This window comes from Arthrobacter sp. LAR12-1-1.1 (assembly GCF_040676555.1).
In the GTDB taxonomy this organism is placed as follows: domain Bacteria; phylum Actinomycetota; class Actinomycetes; order Actinomycetales; family Micrococcaceae; genus Arthrobacter.
Genome location: NZ_JBEGIG010000014.1, coordinates 25,885 through 43,183, shown reverse-complemented (window position 1 = coordinate 43,183; position 17,299 = coordinate 25,885). Strand labels below are relative to the sequence as shown.

The 17,299-nt window shown below is 64.4% G+C and carries 19 protein-coding genes; 15 read left to right on the top strand and 4 right to left on the bottom strand.

Annotated elements, in window-relative coordinates; genetic code table 11:
• Window positions 1-168 precede the first annotated feature (168 nt).
• From MRBLAR12_RS11690 to MRBLAR12_RS11675, 4 genes are all read left to right on the top strand, one after another.
• Window positions 169-357: a hypothetical protein gene (locus tag MRBLAR12_RS11690; protein WP_364746176.1), complete on the top strand. Its 189-nt coding sequence runs from the start codon at window positions 169-171 to the stop codon at window positions 355-357.
• A gap of 240 nt (window positions 358-597) precedes the next feature.
• Window positions 598-789 carry a hypothetical protein gene (locus MRBLAR12_RS11685; RefSeq protein WP_364746173.1) on the top strand — a complete coding sequence of 64 codons (192 nt, stop codon included), beginning with the start codon at window positions 598-600 and terminating at the stop codon, window positions 787-789.
• 4 nt (window positions 790-793) lie between these two features.
• Complete coding sequence (locus MRBLAR12_RS11680; protein WP_364746170.1) at window positions 794-1,594, top strand: hypothetical protein; 801 nt, start codon at window positions 794-796, stop codon at window positions 1,592-1,594.
• A 267-nt stretch (window positions 1,595-1,861) separates the two neighbouring features.
• Window positions 1,862-2,245 (top strand): hypothetical protein, encoded by a 384-nt coding sequence (locus tag MRBLAR12_RS11675; protein WP_364746167.1) that lies wholly within the window; start codon window positions 1,862-1,864, stop codon window positions 2,243-2,245.
• Between the two features lie 1,894 nt (window positions 2,246-4,139).
• Here the strand turns inward: MRBLAR12_RS11675 and MRBLAR12_RS11670 are convergent.
• On the bottom strand, window positions 4,140-4,418 hold the full coding sequence (locus MRBLAR12_RS11670; protein WP_364746165.1) for a hypothetical protein: 279 nt from the start codon (window positions 4,416-4,418) through the stop codon (window positions 4,140-4,142).
• Between the two features lie 124 nt (window positions 4,419-4,542).
• On the opposite strand from MRBLAR12_RS11670, the gene MRBLAR12_RS11665 reads away from it, so the two are divergent.
• From MRBLAR12_RS11665 to MRBLAR12_RS11635, 7 genes are all read left to right on the top strand, one after another.
• Window positions 4,543-4,683 (top strand): hypothetical protein, encoded by a 141-nt coding sequence (locus tag MRBLAR12_RS11665; RefSeq protein ID WP_364746162.1) that lies wholly within the window; start codon window positions 4,543-4,545, stop codon window positions 4,681-4,683.
• 29 nt (window positions 4,684-4,712) lie between these two features.
• On the top strand, window positions 4,713-5,129 hold the full coding sequence (locus MRBLAR12_RS11660) for a hypothetical protein (RefSeq protein WP_364746160.1): 417 nt from the start codon (window positions 4,713-4,715) through the stop codon (window positions 5,127-5,129).
• A 359-nt stretch (window positions 5,130-5,488) separates the two neighbouring features.
• Window positions 5,489-6,736 carry an FAD-dependent oxidoreductase gene (locus MRBLAR12_RS11655; RefSeq protein WP_364746157.1) on the top strand — a complete coding sequence of 416 codons (1,248 nt, stop codon included), beginning with the start codon at window positions 5,489-5,491 and terminating at the stop codon, window positions 6,734-6,736.
• Window positions 6,737-6,807: 71 nt separating this feature from the next.
• Window positions 6,808-7,392, top strand: a complete 585-nt coding sequence (pyrE, locus tag MRBLAR12_RS11650) for an orotate phosphoribosyltransferase (RefSeq protein ID WP_229995972.1) — start codon at window positions 6,808-6,810, stop codon at window positions 7,390-7,392.
• Window positions 7,393-7,489: 97 nt separating this feature from the next.
• The gene (locus tag MRBLAR12_RS11645) at window positions 7,490-8,263 is read left to right on the top strand and encodes a GAF and ANTAR domain-containing protein (protein WP_229995973.1); all 774 of its coding nucleotides are present in this window, start codon (window positions 7,490-7,492) and stop codon (window positions 8,261-8,263) included.
• Window positions 8,264-8,358: 95 nt separating this feature from the next.
• Entirely contained in the window at window positions 8,359-8,904 is a 546-nt protein-coding gene (locus MRBLAR12_RS11640) for a hypothetical protein (RefSeq protein ID WP_229995974.1), read from the top strand.
• A 95-nt stretch (window positions 8,905-8,999) separates the two neighbouring features.
• Window positions 9,000-10,040 (top strand): thioesterase domain-containing protein, encoded by a 1,041-nt coding sequence (locus MRBLAR12_RS11635; protein ID WP_414645503.1) that lies wholly within the window; start codon window positions 9,000-9,002, stop codon window positions 10,038-10,040.
• Between the two features lie 8 nt (window positions 10,041-10,048).
• Here MRBLAR12_RS11635 and MRBLAR12_RS11630 read toward each other — a convergent pair whose 3' ends face one another.
• Window positions 10,049-10,903 carry an HAD-IIA family hydrolase gene (locus MRBLAR12_RS11630; protein ID WP_229995976.1) on the bottom strand — a complete coding sequence of 285 codons (855 nt, stop codon included), beginning with the start codon at window positions 10,901-10,903 and terminating at the stop codon, window positions 10,049-10,051.
• Window positions 10,904-10,999: 96 nt separating this feature from the next.
• Here MRBLAR12_RS11630 and MRBLAR12_RS11625 point away from each other — a divergent pair, with 96 nt between their 5' ends.
• The 3 genes from MRBLAR12_RS11625 to MRBLAR12_RS11615 all read left to right on the top strand — a co-directional run bounded on the left by MRBLAR12_RS11625 (window position 11,000) and on the right by MRBLAR12_RS11615 (window position 13,337).
• Entirely contained in the window at window positions 11,000-11,653 is a 654-nt protein-coding gene (locus MRBLAR12_RS11625) for a TrmH family RNA methyltransferase (RefSeq protein WP_229995978.1), read from the top strand.
• Window positions 11,654-11,889: 236 nt separating this feature from the next.
• Window positions 11,890-12,909: a class II fructose-bisphosphate aldolase gene (gene fbaA / locus MRBLAR12_RS11620; protein WP_091565009.1), complete on the top strand. Its 1,020-nt coding sequence runs from the start codon at window positions 11,890-11,892 to the stop codon at window positions 12,907-12,909.
• A gap of 2 nt (window positions 12,910-12,911) precedes the next feature.
• Window positions 12,912-13,337, top strand: a complete 426-nt coding sequence (locus tag MRBLAR12_RS11615) for a DUF3151 domain-containing protein (RefSeq protein WP_229995977.1) — start codon at window positions 12,912-12,914, stop codon at window positions 13,335-13,337.
• 79 nt (window positions 13,338-13,416) lie between these two features.
• On the opposite strand, the gene MRBLAR12_RS11610 is transcribed toward MRBLAR12_RS11615, so the two are convergent.
• Entirely contained in the window at window positions 13,417-14,046 is a 630-nt protein-coding gene (locus MRBLAR12_RS11610; RefSeq protein ID WP_229995600.1) for a uracil-DNA glycosylase, read from the bottom strand.
• Between the two features lie 173 nt (window positions 14,047-14,219).
• Window positions 14,220-15,443, bottom strand: a complete 1,224-nt coding sequence (locus MRBLAR12_RS11605) for a cobalamin-independent methionine synthase II family protein (protein WP_364746152.1) — start codon at window positions 15,441-15,443, stop codon at window positions 14,220-14,222.
• Window positions 15,444-15,897: 454 nt separating this feature from the next.
• On the opposite strand from MRBLAR12_RS11605, the gene MRBLAR12_RS11600 reads away from it, so the two are divergent.
• The gene (locus MRBLAR12_RS11600; protein ID WP_018776133.1) at window positions 15,898-17,187 is read left to right on the top strand and encodes an adenylosuccinate synthase; all 1,290 of its coding nucleotides are present in this window, start codon (window positions 15,898-15,900) and stop codon (window positions 17,185-17,187) included.
• The last annotated feature ends 112 nt before the right edge of the window (window positions 17,188-17,299 follow it).

The following is a 17,299-nucleotide window of genomic DNA, read 5'->3' as shown; positions in this document are numbered from 1 at the left end:
GCCGGCGCCGGCACTCCGCCCTGGATTACCGCTACCCCAACGAGGTCCACTACAGTTACCAGCAGCCGCCCGCGGCAGCGTAGAGAAAACCACTAATCCGCTGTCCGAAATCTCCCAAGCGGCCCAGCCATCAAGCGGATTGTCTAGCGGACAGGGAGCCGAGCCAGCATGCAGACCGAAACGCGCCCCTTCATAAAACCCCGCACCTATATCTGGAAGGCCGCAGACCGGACTCAGACCCCCGGCATCGGCCTGATGCACGGCGGAAAAATCCGGGCCCATCTCACACCAGCCGAAGCCTATGACCTCGCTAACCGACTGGTGGACATGGCCGACCATCTTGAAAGGGACAACTAATGTTCGCCTCAAGGCCAGACCGCCATGAATTCAACATCAGGCAGGCCGCCAGTTACGGAGCCAAGACGGGACTACTCCTCACCCCAGACGGCGGCCAGGAACCCGCCGTCGTACTCCGCAGCGGCGGTGTTATCCAAGCCGTACTACCGGCGGCAGACGCGCTGAGGTTGGCAAACGAAATAGCCGACGCCCTCAGCATTCACCGCAAATACGCGACCAACTAGAAAGGCCCGCCTGCTAATGGCCGACTGCACCTGCACCGAAACCAAACGCATCATCGTATGCGAACTGAACCGCGGCGACGGACCCTGCCTAACCACGCAGGAACCCGCCACCCCAGGCCAACCCCCGGCGCTCAACTCCGACGCCCTCACAAACACCATCGCCGCAGCACTCGGCGCAAACGTCATCACCAGCATCGAAGGAAACTAACCCTATGTTCTACGAAATCCGCAACATCACCCGTGTCTTCGCCGGCCTCGGCATCGAACTGCCCAAGGAATCCCAGGACGCCGCAGCCCTCGCCGAAGCCATCCTCAACGCCACCCACGAAACCGCCGGCGCCGACCTCAACGCCAGCATCCTCGACGGCACCACCACCATCGACAACATCGCCGACAAACTCCGCGAAACCGCCGTTGCGATGCTCGCCGCCGAACGCATCCCCAACGCCGCACACGCCACACAGGACGCCGTAAACCGGGCATTCTTCACCGGCATCCGCACCAACGCTGACAGCCTCGTAAAAGCCCTCCGCAAACCCTTCGACACCGCAGCCAAAACCATCACCGACGCAGGCCGGCACTTCTCACCCGACGCCAACGCCGGCACAGTCCTAGCCGCAGGACCAGCAGCAGCGCAGGCATGGGAAGACCTCACCGCCGCACGCAACACCGCAACCCAGGTACGCAACGCCCGCGTCATCATCGCCGACGCCGAACGCGACAACACACCCGGCTACCTGCACTACATCGCACCCGTAACCGACCTTGCCAAGATCCACCTCGCCGAAGCCCTCTGGCACTCAACAGGTGACGCGCTCCACCACCTCACCCACGAAGGCTTCACCCTCCGACTCAACACCGCAGCCGAAGCACAGAGCATGGTCAACGCAGCAAAGACCACAGCACAGCGAGCCGCCGAACAGGTAGCCGCAGCAGCACGAGCCGCACGCCTCGCAGACACCAGCAGCGAAGTAGCCATCCGTCAGGCAATGGACAAAGCCAACGCCGCCTGACCACACAGACAGGTGACGCCCGCGACTGTCGCGGCGCGGGCGTCACCACCCACCCCGCCACACCAAGACACGTACTCGCAAGCCAACCCGCCGGGGAGATGAAAAGAGTCCGCGGAGGGTTCAAAACTTCTGAGATGTCCCCGGACATGCACCCAGGGGCGGGGAGCGGCCATGTGCCCCCTCTAGACCGCCGGGAAGGGGCGCCGGAAGTGCGACGGTCCTTGGAGGCCGTTTTTTCGTTTGTTCCAATTCACAGAAGGAGTTTAGATGGCTGGGAAACCCAGCGCCCCCGCGGATTTACGGGCGAGCGGTAAGAAGCTTTGGCGGGAAACGCTGAGCGATTTTGACCTTACGGCACCGGAATTACGGTTGCTTTTGGAGGCTTGCAGGACCGTTGACGAGCTGGAAATCCTCAGAACCGCCATTTTGGACGGGGATCTGATTACGAAGGGGAGCACGGGCCAGCCTGTTGTGTCCCGCGTGTATGACGAGATCCGCAAGCATCGGGATTCCCTGGCGAAGACGATTAGCGCCCTTGGTTTGCCGGATGATGACGATTCCAAGCCCTTGACTGTGGCTCAGATCAGGGCCCAGAAGGCTAACAACAGCCGGTGGGCCGCTCACCGTAGCGCCGTGGCAACTCATGGCTAGGCGGCGCGTGCCAGAGCCTGTAGCGCACGCTCTGGAGGCGGATCCTAACCGCATCACGCAGCAGCGGCTACCGTCGCCGCGGGGCGAGGTCCGTGCTTGGTTCAAGGGCGGCATCTGTTACCGCGTACGGATCGCCGGCACTACGTATGGCTGGGGTGAGGGTCCGTCTGTTTGGGCGGCTGTACTTGACGGCAGCTTCAGACCCGAAGACTTCGGGAAGCACAACAAATAACGACATAACGGAAGCCCGACTGGAATGCGCGTGGAAGGATCCATACATGACAAGAACAGCGGGACGCCGCGCATGGATCATCACTTGGGAACCGGCATTGCCAGACAAATCCCCCAAACGAGTCTTGACAGTACTTCGCCCCACTACGGGGTTCAAGAAGGTTGAGGAGACAGTAAACCAATTGTGGCGGATGCAGGCTCTTAGCGTGGAGGAGCAGCTCGATCTTCTTCTTCCTGGCGCCAGTAGCCCGTATGTGGCAGAGGTAGCAGGTAATGAAGTTATATGTGGCCCCAGCTCCGTTGTCGTGGCTCGGCAAGCGAGAAACGTGAGGCCATCCACCGCAGCACAAAGTGTCAGTGGCTTGGAGTGGGAAGTGATTCCGCGAAAACCTCAAACGAGACACTTCGGTTAACTCGGTCATGCCCCCGCCCGCTTGCGACTTGCAGGGTGTCATTGACTTAGCTGTTTCAGAGGTCCTATTTTGGAACCGTTCTGCTGGCTGTCCATCCAAGCATGGATCCTATCCAAGCCTGGTAGCACTACCCAAGCCGCCGGCGGGACGGTCTACCGGAACGCCCCCGCACCGGGTTGGGTGCGGGGGCGTTTTGGACTCGGATTAGGGTGTCGTGGTTGGAGAGGTGGCCCGTTCCGTCCCCGGTTCATAGAGCGGGGCACCTACCGCCGCCGTTGCTCCGGTAGAGCTTGGCGACGACAATGGTTAATGGATCCTGGTGGATCCCCAATGACGGCATGACGGTCGAGCATCGCGCCCCCGCATTACCTTCCTCAACCCGGTGTGCGAGGGCGCCTCAGCGTCCGATTACGATTACGGAAGCTACCCGAAAGTCCTTGCAAGCCTGCCCCTGACTGACGGCGGCACCGTGAGGGTCTACGCCGTCGCGGAACGCTGGAACCCCTCTTACATCCTCGTGGGATGGGCAGACGACCAGCGGCACGGGCATTGGGCCTGGATCCCGCCGGCAACGTGGAACGCGTTACGGACTCAGATTGGGATATTGAGGAGTACCGGCGTTGCCCGGAGAAACTGCGTCCCATCCGTTGGGGCAACCGTCTGCCCGGATTTCTGCCCGCATAGTTACGGCAGACACAGAAACCCCCGCCGGCTAACCATGCTGGCGGGGGTCTTTTCGTCTGTTCCAAATGAAGCAGACCGGACATCGCGGCCTGCTTACCTTCGTACGCCACCCATGTGGCCCGCCCCCGAAGATCGTTGCTTCGGGCCACATATAGGCCCAATCGTAAGCGTACTTATAGCCCCCGGCAAGGTTTGACTTGCAAAGTTGCGTCGCCTATGTTTGGACAGTTCCGCCGCATCCCCCAATGGCGACGGGGCCAACGAACACCCCCGCGCCGCGAACCTCCCCAGGTAAGGTGCGGGGGTGTTCTGCGCATTGGGCGGTTCACTGACTCCGAGACCAGCTCCACGCATGGAGTTCGCGGAGCCGGCCTCTGGGGTGATGATCGTCATTCCGAGGGAGAAATGACGCTGTGGCGTGCCCCCAACCGGGCTGCTGTGCCACGACCTCAAAGTACCCGCCTGACCTGCGCTTTTCCTTGGCGCCGCGGGCCGGCCTGGCCACATCCGCTGGGCAAACCGGTTTCCCGGATTTCTGCCGGTGTAGCCGCCGTCGTCTGTACTTGCTATGCCGGGTTGGGAGTCTTCGACTTATCGGCGGGCGCAAAGTAAACCCTGCCATCCGGCCCCGGGTTGGTGGTTGGGAACTGGTTGAACCGGGTGCCCTGAACTTCGCGCCAACCGATTGGTGAAAGTTCCTTCAACACCTGCCAAAGCTCGCTGCCCTCCTTCTTCATTACAAGGAGCACGCCCGAGCCCTCCACAACATGGTAGGCAAAGCGCTCGTCCTCTTTGTCCGTGAACTGGCCTTTTTTACCCTGCGCATCCACATATGAAACAGACATAAGTCTCCCTTTGAACCTTCCGAGTCGATCATCTTGCGCCCGGGCACATCAATAATCCTAAGCAACTAAGGCACGGAACACCCGTTACATGAAGATGTCAGGCCCCCGGCCTAGTGTCCGTTCCGTGGTGAAGATTGATGTTGAAGCAGTGGGCGCGATGCTTGATGAGTTGTTGGCGCCTGTTGAGCGTTCCCCATTCGAGGAACTGGAGCCCGACTACGAGTACATGGAACCCGCGCCGTACTGCACTTGTCATTGCCACTAGGCGGCGGCGGGCGGGGCATAATTGCGGACATGATTGAGCAACTTTGGGGCGTTGGCGGTGTTGTGATTGGCATCGCCGCCACCACGACCGGAAACTGGTGGATCGAACACTCAAAGTTCAAGCGCGAGCGCACCAAGGTGACTAGCGATCGCGCCCGCGAGGTCTGCTTGAAGTTGCTCCGGAGCATTGACGACGAGCTAGAGGCCTTGGATGCTTATCAGGATGAGCATGGCGCCTTCCCAGGGGACATGGGCCACGACCCCGTGGACTCGCGTGCACGGGAAATGCTGACCGAGGTCCATCTGAATTGCCACCCTCGTATTCACAAATCCGCTGTCACCCTAGTCGACGCAACGGACGCATGGGCATGGCGCGGAGGCAGGAGAGACGCAGTAGGGAAGCGTCGAATCGAGTTCATCGAGCTCATTAGGAAGCGCCTTAGTTAGGGCACCAGTCCGCAGAAAGTCCGCAAGAGGTCCGCAAAGCGCCAAGTTCCGGCGAGTATCGCCAACATCCAAAACCCCTAGAATCCAAGACAAACGACGTCTGCCAACTCTGCACTAGTACCTGAAATACGTTCAACGAGAACGTCTTCTGCGACTCCTTCGACACCAGGCTCTAAGCCGGCGACGCCGGGCTGCGCGGCGCCCAGGTTTCGGCTCGCCGCTGCGTTCTCGGGCTGGCGCCAGGGTTTCGGGCCGGCGCTACGCGGATCCCCGCCGCGCCGGTCCGAAGCCGCAGCGCAGGTCCAAAACCTGCGCGAAAACCCCTCCCGCGCCACCCCGTGCAGGCGTAGCGTGGGGCCATGGAGAAGACCGGATGCGCGGTGGTGGGCGGTGGACCTGCGGGGATGATGCTTGGACTGCTGCTGGCCCGGGCCGGGGTGCAGGTGACAGTCCTTGAGAAGCACGCTGACTTCCTGCGGGATTTTCGTGGCGACACGGTGCACCCCTCCACGATCCGGCTGATTGACGAACTCGGGCTCGGGCAGGACTTCAGGCAGCTGCCGCAGAGCCGCCTGAAGAATGTCGCTTTCCCCGTCCCGGGCGGGCCGCCCGTGACCATGGGCGACTTTAACGCCCTGCCGCCGCCGTACAACTACGTCGCCATGATGCCGCAATGGGATTTCCTGAACTTCCTCGCCGCCGCCGCAGCCGAAGAGCCGGGATTCACCCTGCTCATGAGCCGTACGGCCACCGGGCTGGTCCGCAACGGGGGCCGTGTCCGCGGAGTCCGCTTCCGGACCCCGGACGGCACGCAGGACGAACTCCTGGCGGACGTCGTGATCGCAACGGACGGCCGTCATTCCGTGCTCCGCGCCGCGGCCGGGCTGGCGCCGAAAGAGTTTCCCGTGCCGTTCGATACCTGGTGGTTCCGGTTGCCGCGGTATGCCTCCGAAACGGGCGAGGTGGCGGGCATCGTGCCGGCCTTCGGCCCCGGCGAGGCGCTGCTGGCGCTGTTCCGCAACGACTACTACCAAATGGGCTACCTGGCGGCCAAGGGCACCGACGCCCGGATTCGCGCGGAGGGCGTCGAAGGGTTCCGGCGGCGGGTCGCGGCGCTCCGCCCGGACCTCGCCGACCGCGTTGACGCCATCCGTTCCCTCGATGACCTCCACTGGCTGGACGTGCGCCTGAACCGGCTGCGCTCGTGGCACATCAACGGGCTTCTGTGCATTGGCGACGCCGCCCATGCGATGTCGCCGGCTGGCGGCGTCGGAATCAACCTCGCCATCCAGGACGCGGTGGCCACCGCCGAGTACCTTGCCCCCGCACTGCTCCGCGGCCGCGTGAGCACGGAAGACCTCAAGAAAGTCGAACGACGCCGGCGGCTGCCCACCGTCATCGTGCAGACCGTTCAACGGGTCATGCAGCGGGCAGTCTTCGTCCCGATCATGACCGGGAAGCGGTCAAAGGCGCCGGCCGCGGCATTGTTCTTTGCCCGGCACGTTCCGGTGTTCCGCACCATCATTCCCCGCTTCATCGCCTTTGGTCCGCGCCCCGAACATGCACCGGCCTTCGCGCGGCGGGCCGAACCCCAGCCGCAGCCCTAGCCGCGCTTTGGCGCCGACATACAGGGCTCCGGCTGGGAATCCGCCCCGGACCAGCCACTAAACTGGGACCCATGACTGCCACCCGTGACTTCGCAGCTGACGCTGCCTCTGCCCGTGCCCGACTCCTGGAACTGATCAAGGAACTGGCCGTCGTCCGCGGCAAGGTCATTCTCTCCAGCGGAGCGGAAGCCGACTACTACATTGACCTGCGCCGCATCACGCTGCACCACGAGGCGTCCAAGCTGGTGGGACAGGTCATGCTCTCCCTGATGGAGGACGCCGGGATCGATTTCGAGTGCGCCGGCGGGCTCACCATGGGGGCAGATCCGGTGGGCACCGCCGTCATGCATGCCGCCGTCGACGCCGGCCGCCCGGTGGACGCGTTCGTTGTCCGCAAGGCGCAGAAGTCCTACGGCATGGGCCGCCAGGTGGAAGGTCCCTCGGTCGAGGGTCGCAAGGTCCTGGTCCTGGAGGACACCTCAACCACCGGCGGTTCCGCGCTGACCGCCGTCGAAGGCGTCCGTAAGGCCGGCGGCAACGTGGTGGCCGTCGCGGTGATCGTGGACCGCGACACGGGAGCCAAGGAAAAGATCGAGGCCGAAGCCGGTGTTCCGTATCTCTTCGCCTTCGGCAAGGACGAACTGGGCCTCAACTAGCGCTCCGCCCTCGGCTGACGGGGATGGACGGGGTACAGGGGGTGACTTATCATTTCTTAAATACCCCCGTCCGTACCCGCATCTGGAGAAACGCGCCATGCTCCCGCACCCCGAAGACTTGAGGGCTGACTCCGTCGGCACTGTCGACCAGATCCAGAACCTGATCCTGGACAGCGCGGACTTCGAAGTGTTCCTGAACGAACTCGCGCGTTTTTCCGCGCACCAGGTGGCGGGCTCCGGCGACGACGCGCTGTGCGGAATTACCTTGCTCCGGGACCGTAAGGCCGCCACGATCGGGTGGAGCAGTGACTCCGCCCGCGAAGTGGACGAGATCCAGTACTCACTGTCCCAGGGCCCATGCCTGACCGCTGCCAAGGAGGAACGGGAAGTCTACGTCCCTGACCTCTTCGACGAGGACCGCTGGGGCCCTGACTATGCCTCCGCCGTCGCCTCGCACGGCCTGCGCTCGGTGTTGTCGGTGCCTTTCCACCTCCAGGGCGAAGCCCAGGCGGCGCTGAACCTCTACTCCGATGTCCCGCACAAGTTCGACGGCGACGTCGCTGTCCGTGCCCGCGGCTACACCCGTGAAATCTCCCAGGCACTGCGGCTGGCAGTCCGCTTCTCGCTGCACACGGACAGCGCCACCAACCTGCGCGCCACCCTTGAATCCCGGACCGTCATCGACATGGCGATCGGGATCGTCATGGCGCAGAACCGCTGCGACCAGGAAACCGCGGTCCGGATCCTCACCGATGCGTCCAGTAACGGCAACGTCAAACTCCGCGATATCGCCACCTCCCTGGTGCAGTCTGTGGGCGGAACGGCAACCCGGACGCACTACGAAGAGCCGGACCGGCGACAGGCGGGCTGAACCGGCAGTCGCCTATGACTTGTGTGCAACCACAAGCGCGGATACGCTGAATGAGGTTGAGCCGTCGGCCATAGACATCCTTCTTTGGAGTACCTATGGACCAGACACTGCAAGCCCACGTCAAACTCGATGTCGTTTCCGACGTCGTCCGGATTAGTGTCCGGGGGAGCCTCACGCAAGCCTCCCGCCCCTCCCTGACGCACATTGTCCAGCGCGTTCGCCGCATGGGGATCATCTCGCACATCCGCGTCGACCTCGGCCTGGCCGCATTTGTGGAATCATCGGCGCTGGCCGGCCTGCGCAACGACCTCAACGCGATCGACGGCGGGAGCGCCGGCTCGGACATCGCCGGCATGCCCGCCCCCGGCGGCGTTTCCCTGGAGCTGACCGCGCACCGCGACGATTCCGCCGCATTGCCCACCCTGGACATGTCCGGGGAATTCCTGTCCTCCGTCGATCCCTCCGGCACCCGGCGGCTGACCCGGTTCTCCGACGACGAACTCTTCGCCGCGAGCGACTGTGTGTTCGGCCTGCTCGATGACCCCGCTGACATGGCCCGCTCGGAACTGCTGGCAACGTATGACGAGATCGGCATGGAGATCAGCCGTCGCGAGGTCGGCCGCGAGCCCGAGCCTGTCTAGCCGGCCAGCGGCGGCAACGCCGCTCCAGGCTGCCCTTCTGTCTTCCGGATTGGTCGGGTTTCTCATCCCCGCCGGACCGTGGATACGGTAGTAATGTGCCGGCCGAGATGGAACCGAACCATCCGCGAGGCCCCGGTGCTGCCGAGGCCCGCATGCTCCGCCGCGCCGTCGAGCTTAAACGGGTTTCCCGGCGGACATTCCTGATCGGCGCCGGGTCCGCTTCACTGCTGGCGGCGGACATGCTGTTCACGCGGCGCGTGCAGACCGATCGGCGTGTCACCCGGATCCTCGAAGTGCCGGATGACGTCGCCGAACTGTACTATCCCCACGCCAGCTGGATCCTGTTCCCCGGCTACAAGACGGGCTGGGAAGAAGCCCTGTGGATCCTGAACGCCTTGCGCGGATCCTTGAACAAGAGGGGCCGGCTCGGCGCCGTCGGGTATTCCAACGAGGGGCTGGACATCGACGAGGTGGTCATTGCCGTGATCGAGTACGTCCGCGCCCACAATCTCACCACCCTCTACTTCTACGGCCATAGTTTCGGCGGCATGGTGGCAACTCAGGTGGCTGCCCGGCTGCGCGAGCTGCACGGCGTCGAAGTGGCGTTCATCCTCCTGGATTCCAGCCCGGCGAGCCGGCACGACGTGCTGGACCAGAGCTGGTTTGAGGGCGTGGTGCTGCTCTACGAAAGCGGGTTCCGCTTCCCTACGGTGCTGCGCGGTGGCTACGAGCTCGGCGAGAGGATGCTGCACAAGAATGAGCGCAGTTGGGGCCAAGTAGTGGACCAGACCCTGGAACAGCTGTCTCCGCTCGCGCCGTCCAGCGTGCTGATCCAGTCCGAATCCGCCTACATCTACCACTTTGAGGCAAGCCGTTTCGTCGGGAAACTCGGCGAAACAAAGATGGCGTTCATCGGCAACCCCCGGGACAAGACCGTGGACTACGAGACCGCCCGGGATACGTGGTCGCTGACCTTCAAAGCCAACATGGCCTCGGATGACCTGCGCACCGACGGGGCGAGGCCGGAGCACGCGAGCCCGGGCTGGAGCCCGTTCGTCTACCGGCCCATCATCGACAAACTCCAGGACGACCTCTTTCCGCTGCCGGGCGGCGGCGGGAAGAAGACCGCGTTCTAGGGGTTTCCTCAGATCTGGTTCTTGAGGTCCGCCACGGAATTCAGGATCTGGTTCGGCCGGAACGGGTACGCGGCGATGTCGTCCCGGTGGGTGATGCCGCTGAGCACCAGCACCGTGTGCAGGCCCGCTTCCATGCCGGCGATGATGTCGGTGTCCATGCGGTCGCCGATCATGGCTGTGGTTTCCGAATGCGCGTCGATCTGGTTCATCGCCGAGCGGAACATCATCGGGTTGGGCTTGCCCACAATGTACGGTTCGCGGCCCGTGGCCTTGGTGATGAGGGCGGCGATGGCCCCGGTGGCAGGCATGGGGCCGTCCTTCGAGGGCCCGGTGGCGTCCGGGTTGGTGGCGATGAAACGCGCGCCGGCCAGGATCAGGCGGATGGCCATGGTGATGGCTTCAAACGAGTAGGTGCGGGTCTCGCCGAGCACCACGAAGTCGGGGTTCTGGTCGGTGAGGATGAAGCCTGCCTCGTGGAGCGCCGTCGTGAGTCCTGCTTCGCCGATCGTGTAGGCGCGGTTCCCCGATTCGGAGCCGCGGACCTGGTCCTTGAGGAACTGGGCAGTTGCCAGGGCCGACGTCCAGATGTTCTCCTCCGGGATTTCCAGTCCGGAAGAACTGAGCCGGGCCGCGAGGTCCCGGGGCGTGAAGATCGAGTTGTTGGTCAGCACGAGGAACCGTTTGGAGGTGTCCACCCAGCGCTGGATCAGCTCCGAGGCGCCCGGGATGGGCTGGTTCTCGTGGACCAGCACGCCGTCCATGTCCGTGAGCCAGCATTCGATTTCCTGGCCACTGCGGTACATCGAGGCATATGAACGTGCCCCGTCTGAGTCGGTCCCCTGCTCTTCGCGCTGATCTGCCATGGTGTCCTCCGCCGTAAGTGTGCCGCTACCTGCCTCCCAGTCTAATGTTGAGGCGTGACTGAACCCGAGATCCCCGGCGACGCCGGCGTAGAGCCTGTGCCAGAGACGTCAGCGGACCCGGCGGCAGTGGCGGAACCGAAGGCGGAGGTCGGCGTCGGCCCCTGGGAAGGCGAACTTCCACAGGGCGAGCACTGGGACCCGGACCTCCTGGCGGACGGCGACCGGCGCAACGTGGTGGACAAATACCGCTACTGGAAGCACGAGGCGATCGTGGCGGACCTGGACTCCAAGCGCCACAATTTCCACATCGCGATCGAGAACTGGCAGCACGACCTCAACATCGGCACCGTGGTCCGGACCGCCAACGCGTTCCTCGCCAAGGAAGTCCACATCATCGGACGACGCCGGTGGAACCGCCGCGGGGCCATGGTTACCGACCGCTACCAGCACGTCCGCCACCACCCCACCGTTGAGGACTTCGTGACCTGGGCGCAGGGGGAGGGGCTGGCGATCATCGGGATCGACATCTTCCCGGACTCCGTCCCGCTGGAAACCTACGAACTGCCCAGGGACTGCGTCCTGGTCTTCGGCCAGGAGGGCCCGGGCCTGACCCCTGAGGTCCACGACGCGGCGCTGGACACCTTGTCGATCGAGCAGTTCGGCTCCACCCGCTCCATCAACGCGGCCTCTGCCGCCGCGATCGCGATGCACGCCTGGATCCGCCGCCACGTGTTCGGCCAGCACCTCTAACTGCCGCCGAGATGGCACTTCACGGCAATGCTTTCGCCCAACACTGCCGCGAACTGCCGTCTGGGCGGGAAGCTCGGGCGGTGAGCGGCAGGCGGGACCGCCGGGGGAGCGAGTGTTACACAGGCACAGTGACCGGAGACACTGCCCCGGCGCAGGAATGACTAGGATGGTTCCTAGCCGACGAGGTTCCCTCCAGGAGCACCAGCCCGTAGACGAAATTCACTTTAGGAGTCAGCATGCCCATTGCAACCCCAGAGATCTACTCCGAGATGATCGACCGTGCAAAGACGGGTGGCTTCGCCTTCCCGGCTGTCAACGTCACGTCCTCCCAGACCCTAAACGCCGCCATGCGCGGCTTCGCCGAGGCGGAATCCGATGGCATCGTCCAGGTCTCCACCGGCGGCGCGGCCTACTGGTCCGGTGCCTCCACCAAGGACATGGTTGCCGGCTCCCTGGGCTTCGCGGCCTTCGCCCGCGAGGTCGCCAAGAACTACGGCGTCAACATCGCCCTGCACACGGACCACTGCCCCAAGGACAAGCTGGACGGCTTCGTGCTCCCGCTGCTCGCCGCTTCCGAGGCAGAGGTCAAGGCCGGCCGCAACCCCTTCTTCAACTCGCACATGTGGGACGGCTCCGCCGAGACCCTGCAGGAAAACCTGCGGATCGCCCGGGAACTGCTCGAGCGCACGGCTGCCGCCAAGATGATCCTCGAAGTTGAGATCGGCACCGTTGGCGGCGAGGAGGACGGCGTCGAGAACGCCATCAACGACAAGCTTTACACCACGGTCGAGGACGCCCTGGCCACCATCGACGCTCTCGGTTCCGGCGAAAACGGCCGCTACATCACGGCGCTGACCTTCGGCAACGTGCACGGCGTATACAAGCCGGGCGGCGTCAAGCTCCGCCCGGAGATCCTCAAGGACATCCAGGAGCAGGTGGGCGCCAAGATCGGCAAGTCCAACCCGTTCGACCTCGTGTTCCACGGCGGCTCCGGCTCCTCGGACAAGGAAATCGCGGACGCCGTCTCCTACGGTGTCATCAAGATGAACATCGACACCGACACCCAGTACGCGTACACCCGCCCGGTGGTGGACCACATGTTCCGCAATTACGACGGCGTGCTGAAGGTCGACGGCGAGGTCGGCAGCAAGAAGCTTTACGATCCCCGCGTCTGGGGCGCTTCCGCCGAGGCCGGTCTGGCCGCCCGTGTGGTCGAGGCCGCCCAGCAGCTGGGCTCCACCGGCAAGACCTTCTAGCCATGTCCGACGAGTTCCGCAAGAACCTGATGGGCCCCGAGCCCACGCTCCTGCCTGCCGAGACTGAGATCTACCAGCACCTCGCGCTCGGCCAGGAAGCCGTGGACCTTGTAGCCAAGCACCCCACGTCCTCGCTCCTGTGGGCCATCCTGGCCGAGGAAGCGTGGGACGAGGGCCGCACCATCGATTCCTACGCGTACTCGCGGGTGGGCTACCACCGCGGCCTGGATTCGCTGCGCCGCAACGGCTGGCGCGGCGTCGGGCCGATCCCGTGGGAGCACGAACCCAACCGCGGCTTCCTGCGCTCCCTCTACTCGCTGGGCCGGGCGTCCGCGGCGATCGGCGAGGCCGAGGAACCGGAGCGGATCGAAAAGTTCCTCAAGGATTCCGATCCCGGCGCAAGGGCCGCCATCGAGTCCGAGGGCTGACGCGCGGTTAACCGACGACGGCGGGCTCCCACCTCAAGGTGGGAGCCCGCCGTCGTTAATGCGTGCGGGTGGGTGGGGATCAGGCCTTGGCCAGGCCTGTGCGGGCCATGGCATCCGCGTACGCGGTGTGCATCTCCGCCAGGTACTCTTCCTGCCGGGCCGGAGTGCCGGCGAATGCCCGGCCGCTGAGTGAGCGGACCTTGTAGGTCTTCAGGCCGCGGCGCCAGATCATGGGCACTTCGGTCTTGAGCAGCAGGTTGGCCAGGCGGTTGGCCTCGGTGCCGTGGGCCACGATCACGGAGGCGCGGGGCACGAGGGCCAGGAACTTCAGCAGCGGCTTGAGGCCTGCGGAAATCTGGTCCGGCGTGAATTTGCCGTTGGGTTCGCCGGGGACGTACCACGGGTGGACGTTCCACGGCATGACGAATTCGGGGCGCAGGCCCAGCTTCCACTGGATTCCCAGCATGCGGGTGGCCGCCTCGTCTTCGCCGGCGGTGATGAAGCCTGACGCATCCGCGGTGCCAATGTTGGAGTACAGGCTGATGATGCGGCACTCATCGACGTCGTGCATGGGGTCCACGTAGGGGACAGTGGTGCCAGCCTTGGTTGCCTGGAGAGCGTCAAGGAGCTCGTTGACGGGGGCAATGCTAGGTTCGTACCGGCGGCTCAGGAGCTCTTCGCGGAAATTTTCGGTGGCCAGGGCTGTCATATGTTGCTGGGTCTCCTGCGGGATTGGCAAAGCAGCCACACCTGATGCGAACACGCCGAATACCGGGCATGCGGAGCAATGGTGTGGTTTGAAAATGTGGTGTGGACCGATTCCTGGTCGATCCTTATCAGTCTATCAAGCCCTGCGAAATGCGGCGCCGGCCCCGGCCTGGGCTACCAGAGCCGCTTGGTGGCGCGGCGTGCCCCTTCGCTGAGGGCCTCCAGCTTGGCGTACGCAATTTGCGGATGCACCCTGCCGCCCAGCCCGCAATCTGTGGAAGCAATCACATTTTGACGCCCCACGAGGTCCGCGAAGCGCACGATCCGGTCGGCCACGAGGTCCGGGTGCTCCACGACATTGGTGGCGTGCGAGACGACGCCCGGGATGATGACCTTCCCCTCGGGCAGCAACGCGCCCTCCCAGACGCGCCATTCGTGCTCGTGCCGGACGTTGGCCGCCTCGAACGAGTAGCCGCCGGCATTGATCTGCAGGACTGAGTCGACGATGTTCGCGAAGGGGATGTCCGTGGTGTGCGGGCCGTGCCAGGAACCCCAGCAGACATGCAGCCGGATCTGCTCCTGGGGAAGATCGCGCAGCGCCCAATTCGTTGCTTCGACCCGGAGCTGGATGAACTTCAGGTAGTCCGCCAGGCTCGGCTCGGGGTTGATCTGGTCCCAGCTCTCGGCCAGGGAGGGGTCGTCGAGCTGGACCGTCAGGCCGGCGTCGATGATGGCTTTGTATTCCTCACGCATCGCGTCGGCACAGGCGTAGAGGAGTTCCTCATCGCTCCGGTAGTACTCGTTGGCCACGCGGGCGCATGAGCCGGGGGAGAGAGAGGCGACGAATCCCTCGGTCAGCCCGGCCGCGGCCAGGCCGGTCTTGAGGTTGGCAATGTCCGAGGCCACGAGTTTTTGGCCGGTGTACGTCAGCGGCCCCGCGATCTTCGGCTGCGTGACGGCCTTGCGGTGGGCCAGGATTCCGGAGGAGGGGTCGTTGTAGGCGTCGTCGAACTTCAGCCGGTCCCGGCGGTCGGGGAAGGAGGTCAGGACGATGTGGCCCGGCGAGGAACGGTGCACCTTGGCGTCGGCCCAGCGGTCCACGTCGGTCGGCACCAGTCCGCCCAGCCGGGAGAAGGAGTAATTCCACCAGGCGCCGTAGTCCACGGAGCTGGACATCGTGTGCCCGTACTCGCCGTCATTGGGGATGTCGATGCCCAGCTCCTTTTGGCGCTGAACGACGTCCGCCACCGAAGTTTCGAGCAGATCCAGGAATTCGGGCGTGATGCCGTCGGTTTCCCTGGCCTCGTTCGCGGCGATCAGCTCGGGCGTGCGGGGCAACGAGCCGGCATGGGTCACGCGGATGTGGTCGCTGTTCTGGGACCCGCTGTTCCGGGACATGGCACGTTTCCTTTCGGCGCTCGGGATCCTCACTCCCACTCAATTCCACTCCGGGCGCTCCCGCAAGTGGTGCCCGCTATGTGTCGGGCCACCTGGTGAAAGATGCAGCTATCCGCGCCCTCGAACTCCCCGGCGGGCAGCTCTTTGATCCGTCCGGGATGGGGTGCCCATTCAAGGACTGGGTGGAAGTGCCTGTGGCCTCCGCGGACGCGTGGCCCTCACTCGCGGAAGCCGCCCTGGCGTTCCCCACAAGCTTGCTGACACGTCCAAACAAGGACCCAAAGCCATGCCGGTGACCGTTTTCGGCTAAACTTGGGTGGTAAGAGCCCCGGAACTCTAGCGTTGGGTAAGAGCACAGCGGTAGATTCGGGGCATTCTCATGAACGGCGCTGAGCTGCGGCGACCACCTGGTGGATCACACGGAGTTCGGCCCGAACGAATGGGGGAGGATCCCATGCCAGCAATCGTGATCGTCGGAGCCCAATGGGGCGACGAAGGCAAAGGTAAGGCCACTGACCTGCTTGGCGGCCGCGTCGACTATGTCGTCAAGCCCAACGGCGGTAACAACGCCGGGCACACCGTCGTCGTGGGCGGTGAGAAGTATGAGCTCAAGCTCCTTCCGGCCGGCATCCTGAGCCCGAACGCGATTCCGATCATCGGCAACGGCTGTGTGGTGAACCTGGAAGCCCTGTTCCAGGAGATCGACGGACTGGAGGCCCGCGGCGCGGACACCTCCAAACTGCGTGTCTCCGCCAACGCGCACCTCGTGGCGCCCTATCACCAGGTCCTGGACAAGGTCACCGAGCGTTTCCTCGGCAGCCGCGCCATCGGCACCACCGGCCGCGGCATCGGCCCCGCCTACATGGACAAGGTGGCCCGCCTCGGCATCCGCGTCCAGGACGTCTTTGACGCCTCGATCCTGCGCCAGAAGGTGGAGGGCTCGCTGCGCCAGAAGAACGAACTCCTGGTCAAGGTCTACAACCGCCGCGACATCGAGGTGGACGAGATCGTGGAGTATTTCCTGTCCTTCGCCGAGCGTCTGCGCCCGCTGGTCATCGACAGCACCTACGTCCTGAACACCGCCCTGGACGAGGGCAAGGTGGTCCTTATGGAGGGCGGCCAGGCCACGTTCCTGGACGTTGACCACGGCACGTACCCCTTCGTGACGTCGTCGAACCCCACCGCGGGCGGCGCCTCCGTGGGCTCGGGCATCGGCCCCACGCGGATCTCGCGTTCCATCGGCATCATCAAGGCTTACACCACCCGCGTGGGCGCAGGTCCGTTCCCCACGGAACTGTTCGATGAGATGGGCATGTACCTGCAGAAGACCGGCGGCGAGTTCGGCGTCAACACCGGCCGTCCCCGCCGCTGCGGCTGGTACGACGCCGTGCTGGCGCGCCACGCCTCCCGCGTCAACGGCTTCACGGACTATTTCGTCACCAAGCTGGACGTCCTGACGGGCATCGAGCAGATCCCGGTCTGCGTGGCGTACGACGTCGACGGCGTGCGGCACGACGAAATGCCCATGACCCAGACCGAGTTCCACCACGCCAAGCCGATCTTCGAATACTTCGAAGGCTGGACCGAGGACATCACGGGCGCCCGCACCCTGGAGGACCTGCCGGAAAACGCCCGGAACTACGTCCTTGCCCTGGAAAAGCTCTCCGGCACGCGGTTCTCCGCGATCGGCGTCGGTCCGGACCGCGACCAGACGATCGTGGTCAACGATCTCATCAACGACTAGCACCGGCTGACGCTCTAACTGGCGAACGACGACGGCGGCGGGCCACCCTGGAAAGGGCGGCCCGCCGTCGCAGTTAAGTCGCCTTGTCCGGCAGCGCTATGCCTCCCGGAGC

What these genes read in the sequence shown, in the direction of transcription:
- MRBLAR12_RS11645 (WP_229995973.1), top strand. Translation starts at nt 7,490, where the DNA reads ATGCTCCCGCACCCCGAAGACTTGAGGGCTGACTCCGTCGGCACTGTC.
- MRBLAR12_RS11640 (WP_229995974.1), top strand. Translation starts at nt 8,359, where the DNA reads ATGGACCAGACACTGCAAGCCCACGTCAAACTCGATGTCGTTTCCGAC.
- MRBLAR12_RS11660 (WP_364746160.1), top strand. Translation starts at nt 4,713, where the DNA reads ATGATTGAGCAACTTTGGGGCGTTGGCGGTGTTGTGATTGGCATCGCC.
- fbaA (WP_091565009.1), top strand. Translation starts at nt 11,890, where the DNA reads ATGCCCATTGCAACCCCAGAGATCTACTCCGAGATGATCGACCGTGCA.
- MRBLAR12_RS11610 (WP_229995600.1), bottom strand. Translation starts at nt 14,046, where the DNA reads ATGACAGCCCTGGCCACCGAAAATTTCCGCGAAGAGCTCCTGAGCCGC.
- MRBLAR12_RS11655 (WP_364746157.1), top strand. Translation starts at nt 5,489, where the DNA reads ATGGAGAAGACCGGATGCGCGGTGGTGGGCGGTGGACCTGCGGGGATG.
- MRBLAR12_RS11685 (WP_364746173.1), top strand. Translation starts at nt 598, where the DNA reads ATGGCCGACTGCACCTGCACCGAAACCAAACGCATCATCGTATGCGAA.
- MRBLAR12_RS11600 (WP_018776133.1), top strand. Translation starts at nt 15,898, where the DNA reads ATGCCAGCAATCGTGATCGTCGGAGCCCAATGGGGCGACGAAGGCAAA.
- MRBLAR12_RS11690 (WP_364746176.1), top strand. Translation starts at nt 169, where the DNA reads ATGCAGACCGAAACGCGCCCCTTCATAAAACCCCGCACCTATATCTGG.
- MRBLAR12_RS11675 (WP_364746167.1), top strand. Translation starts at nt 1,862, where the DNA reads ATGGCTGGGAAACCCAGCGCCCCCGCGGATTTACGGGCGAGCGGTAAG.
- MRBLAR12_RS11615 (WP_229995977.1), top strand. Translation starts at nt 12,912, where the DNA reads ATGTCCGACGAGTTCCGCAAGAACCTGATGGGCCCCGAGCCCACGCTC.
- pyrE (WP_229995972.1), top strand. Translation starts at nt 6,808, where the DNA reads ATGACTGCCACCCGTGACTTCGCAGCTGACGCTGCCTCTGCCCGTGCC.
- MRBLAR12_RS11605 (WP_364746152.1), bottom strand. Translation starts at nt 15,443, where the DNA reads ATGTCCCGGAACAGCGGGTCCCAGAACAGCGACCACATCCGCGTGACC.
- MRBLAR12_RS11680 (WP_364746170.1), top strand. Translation starts at nt 794, where the DNA reads ATGTTCTACGAAATCCGCAACATCACCCGTGTCTTCGCCGGCCTCGGC.
- MRBLAR12_RS11630 (WP_229995976.1), bottom strand. Translation starts at nt 10,903, where the DNA reads ATGGCAGATCAGCGCGAAGAGCAGGGGACCGACTCAGACGGGGCACGT.
- MRBLAR12_RS11670 (WP_364746165.1), bottom strand. Translation starts at nt 4,418, where the DNA reads ATGTCTGTTTCATATGTGGATGCGCAGGGTAAAAAAGGCCAGTTCACG.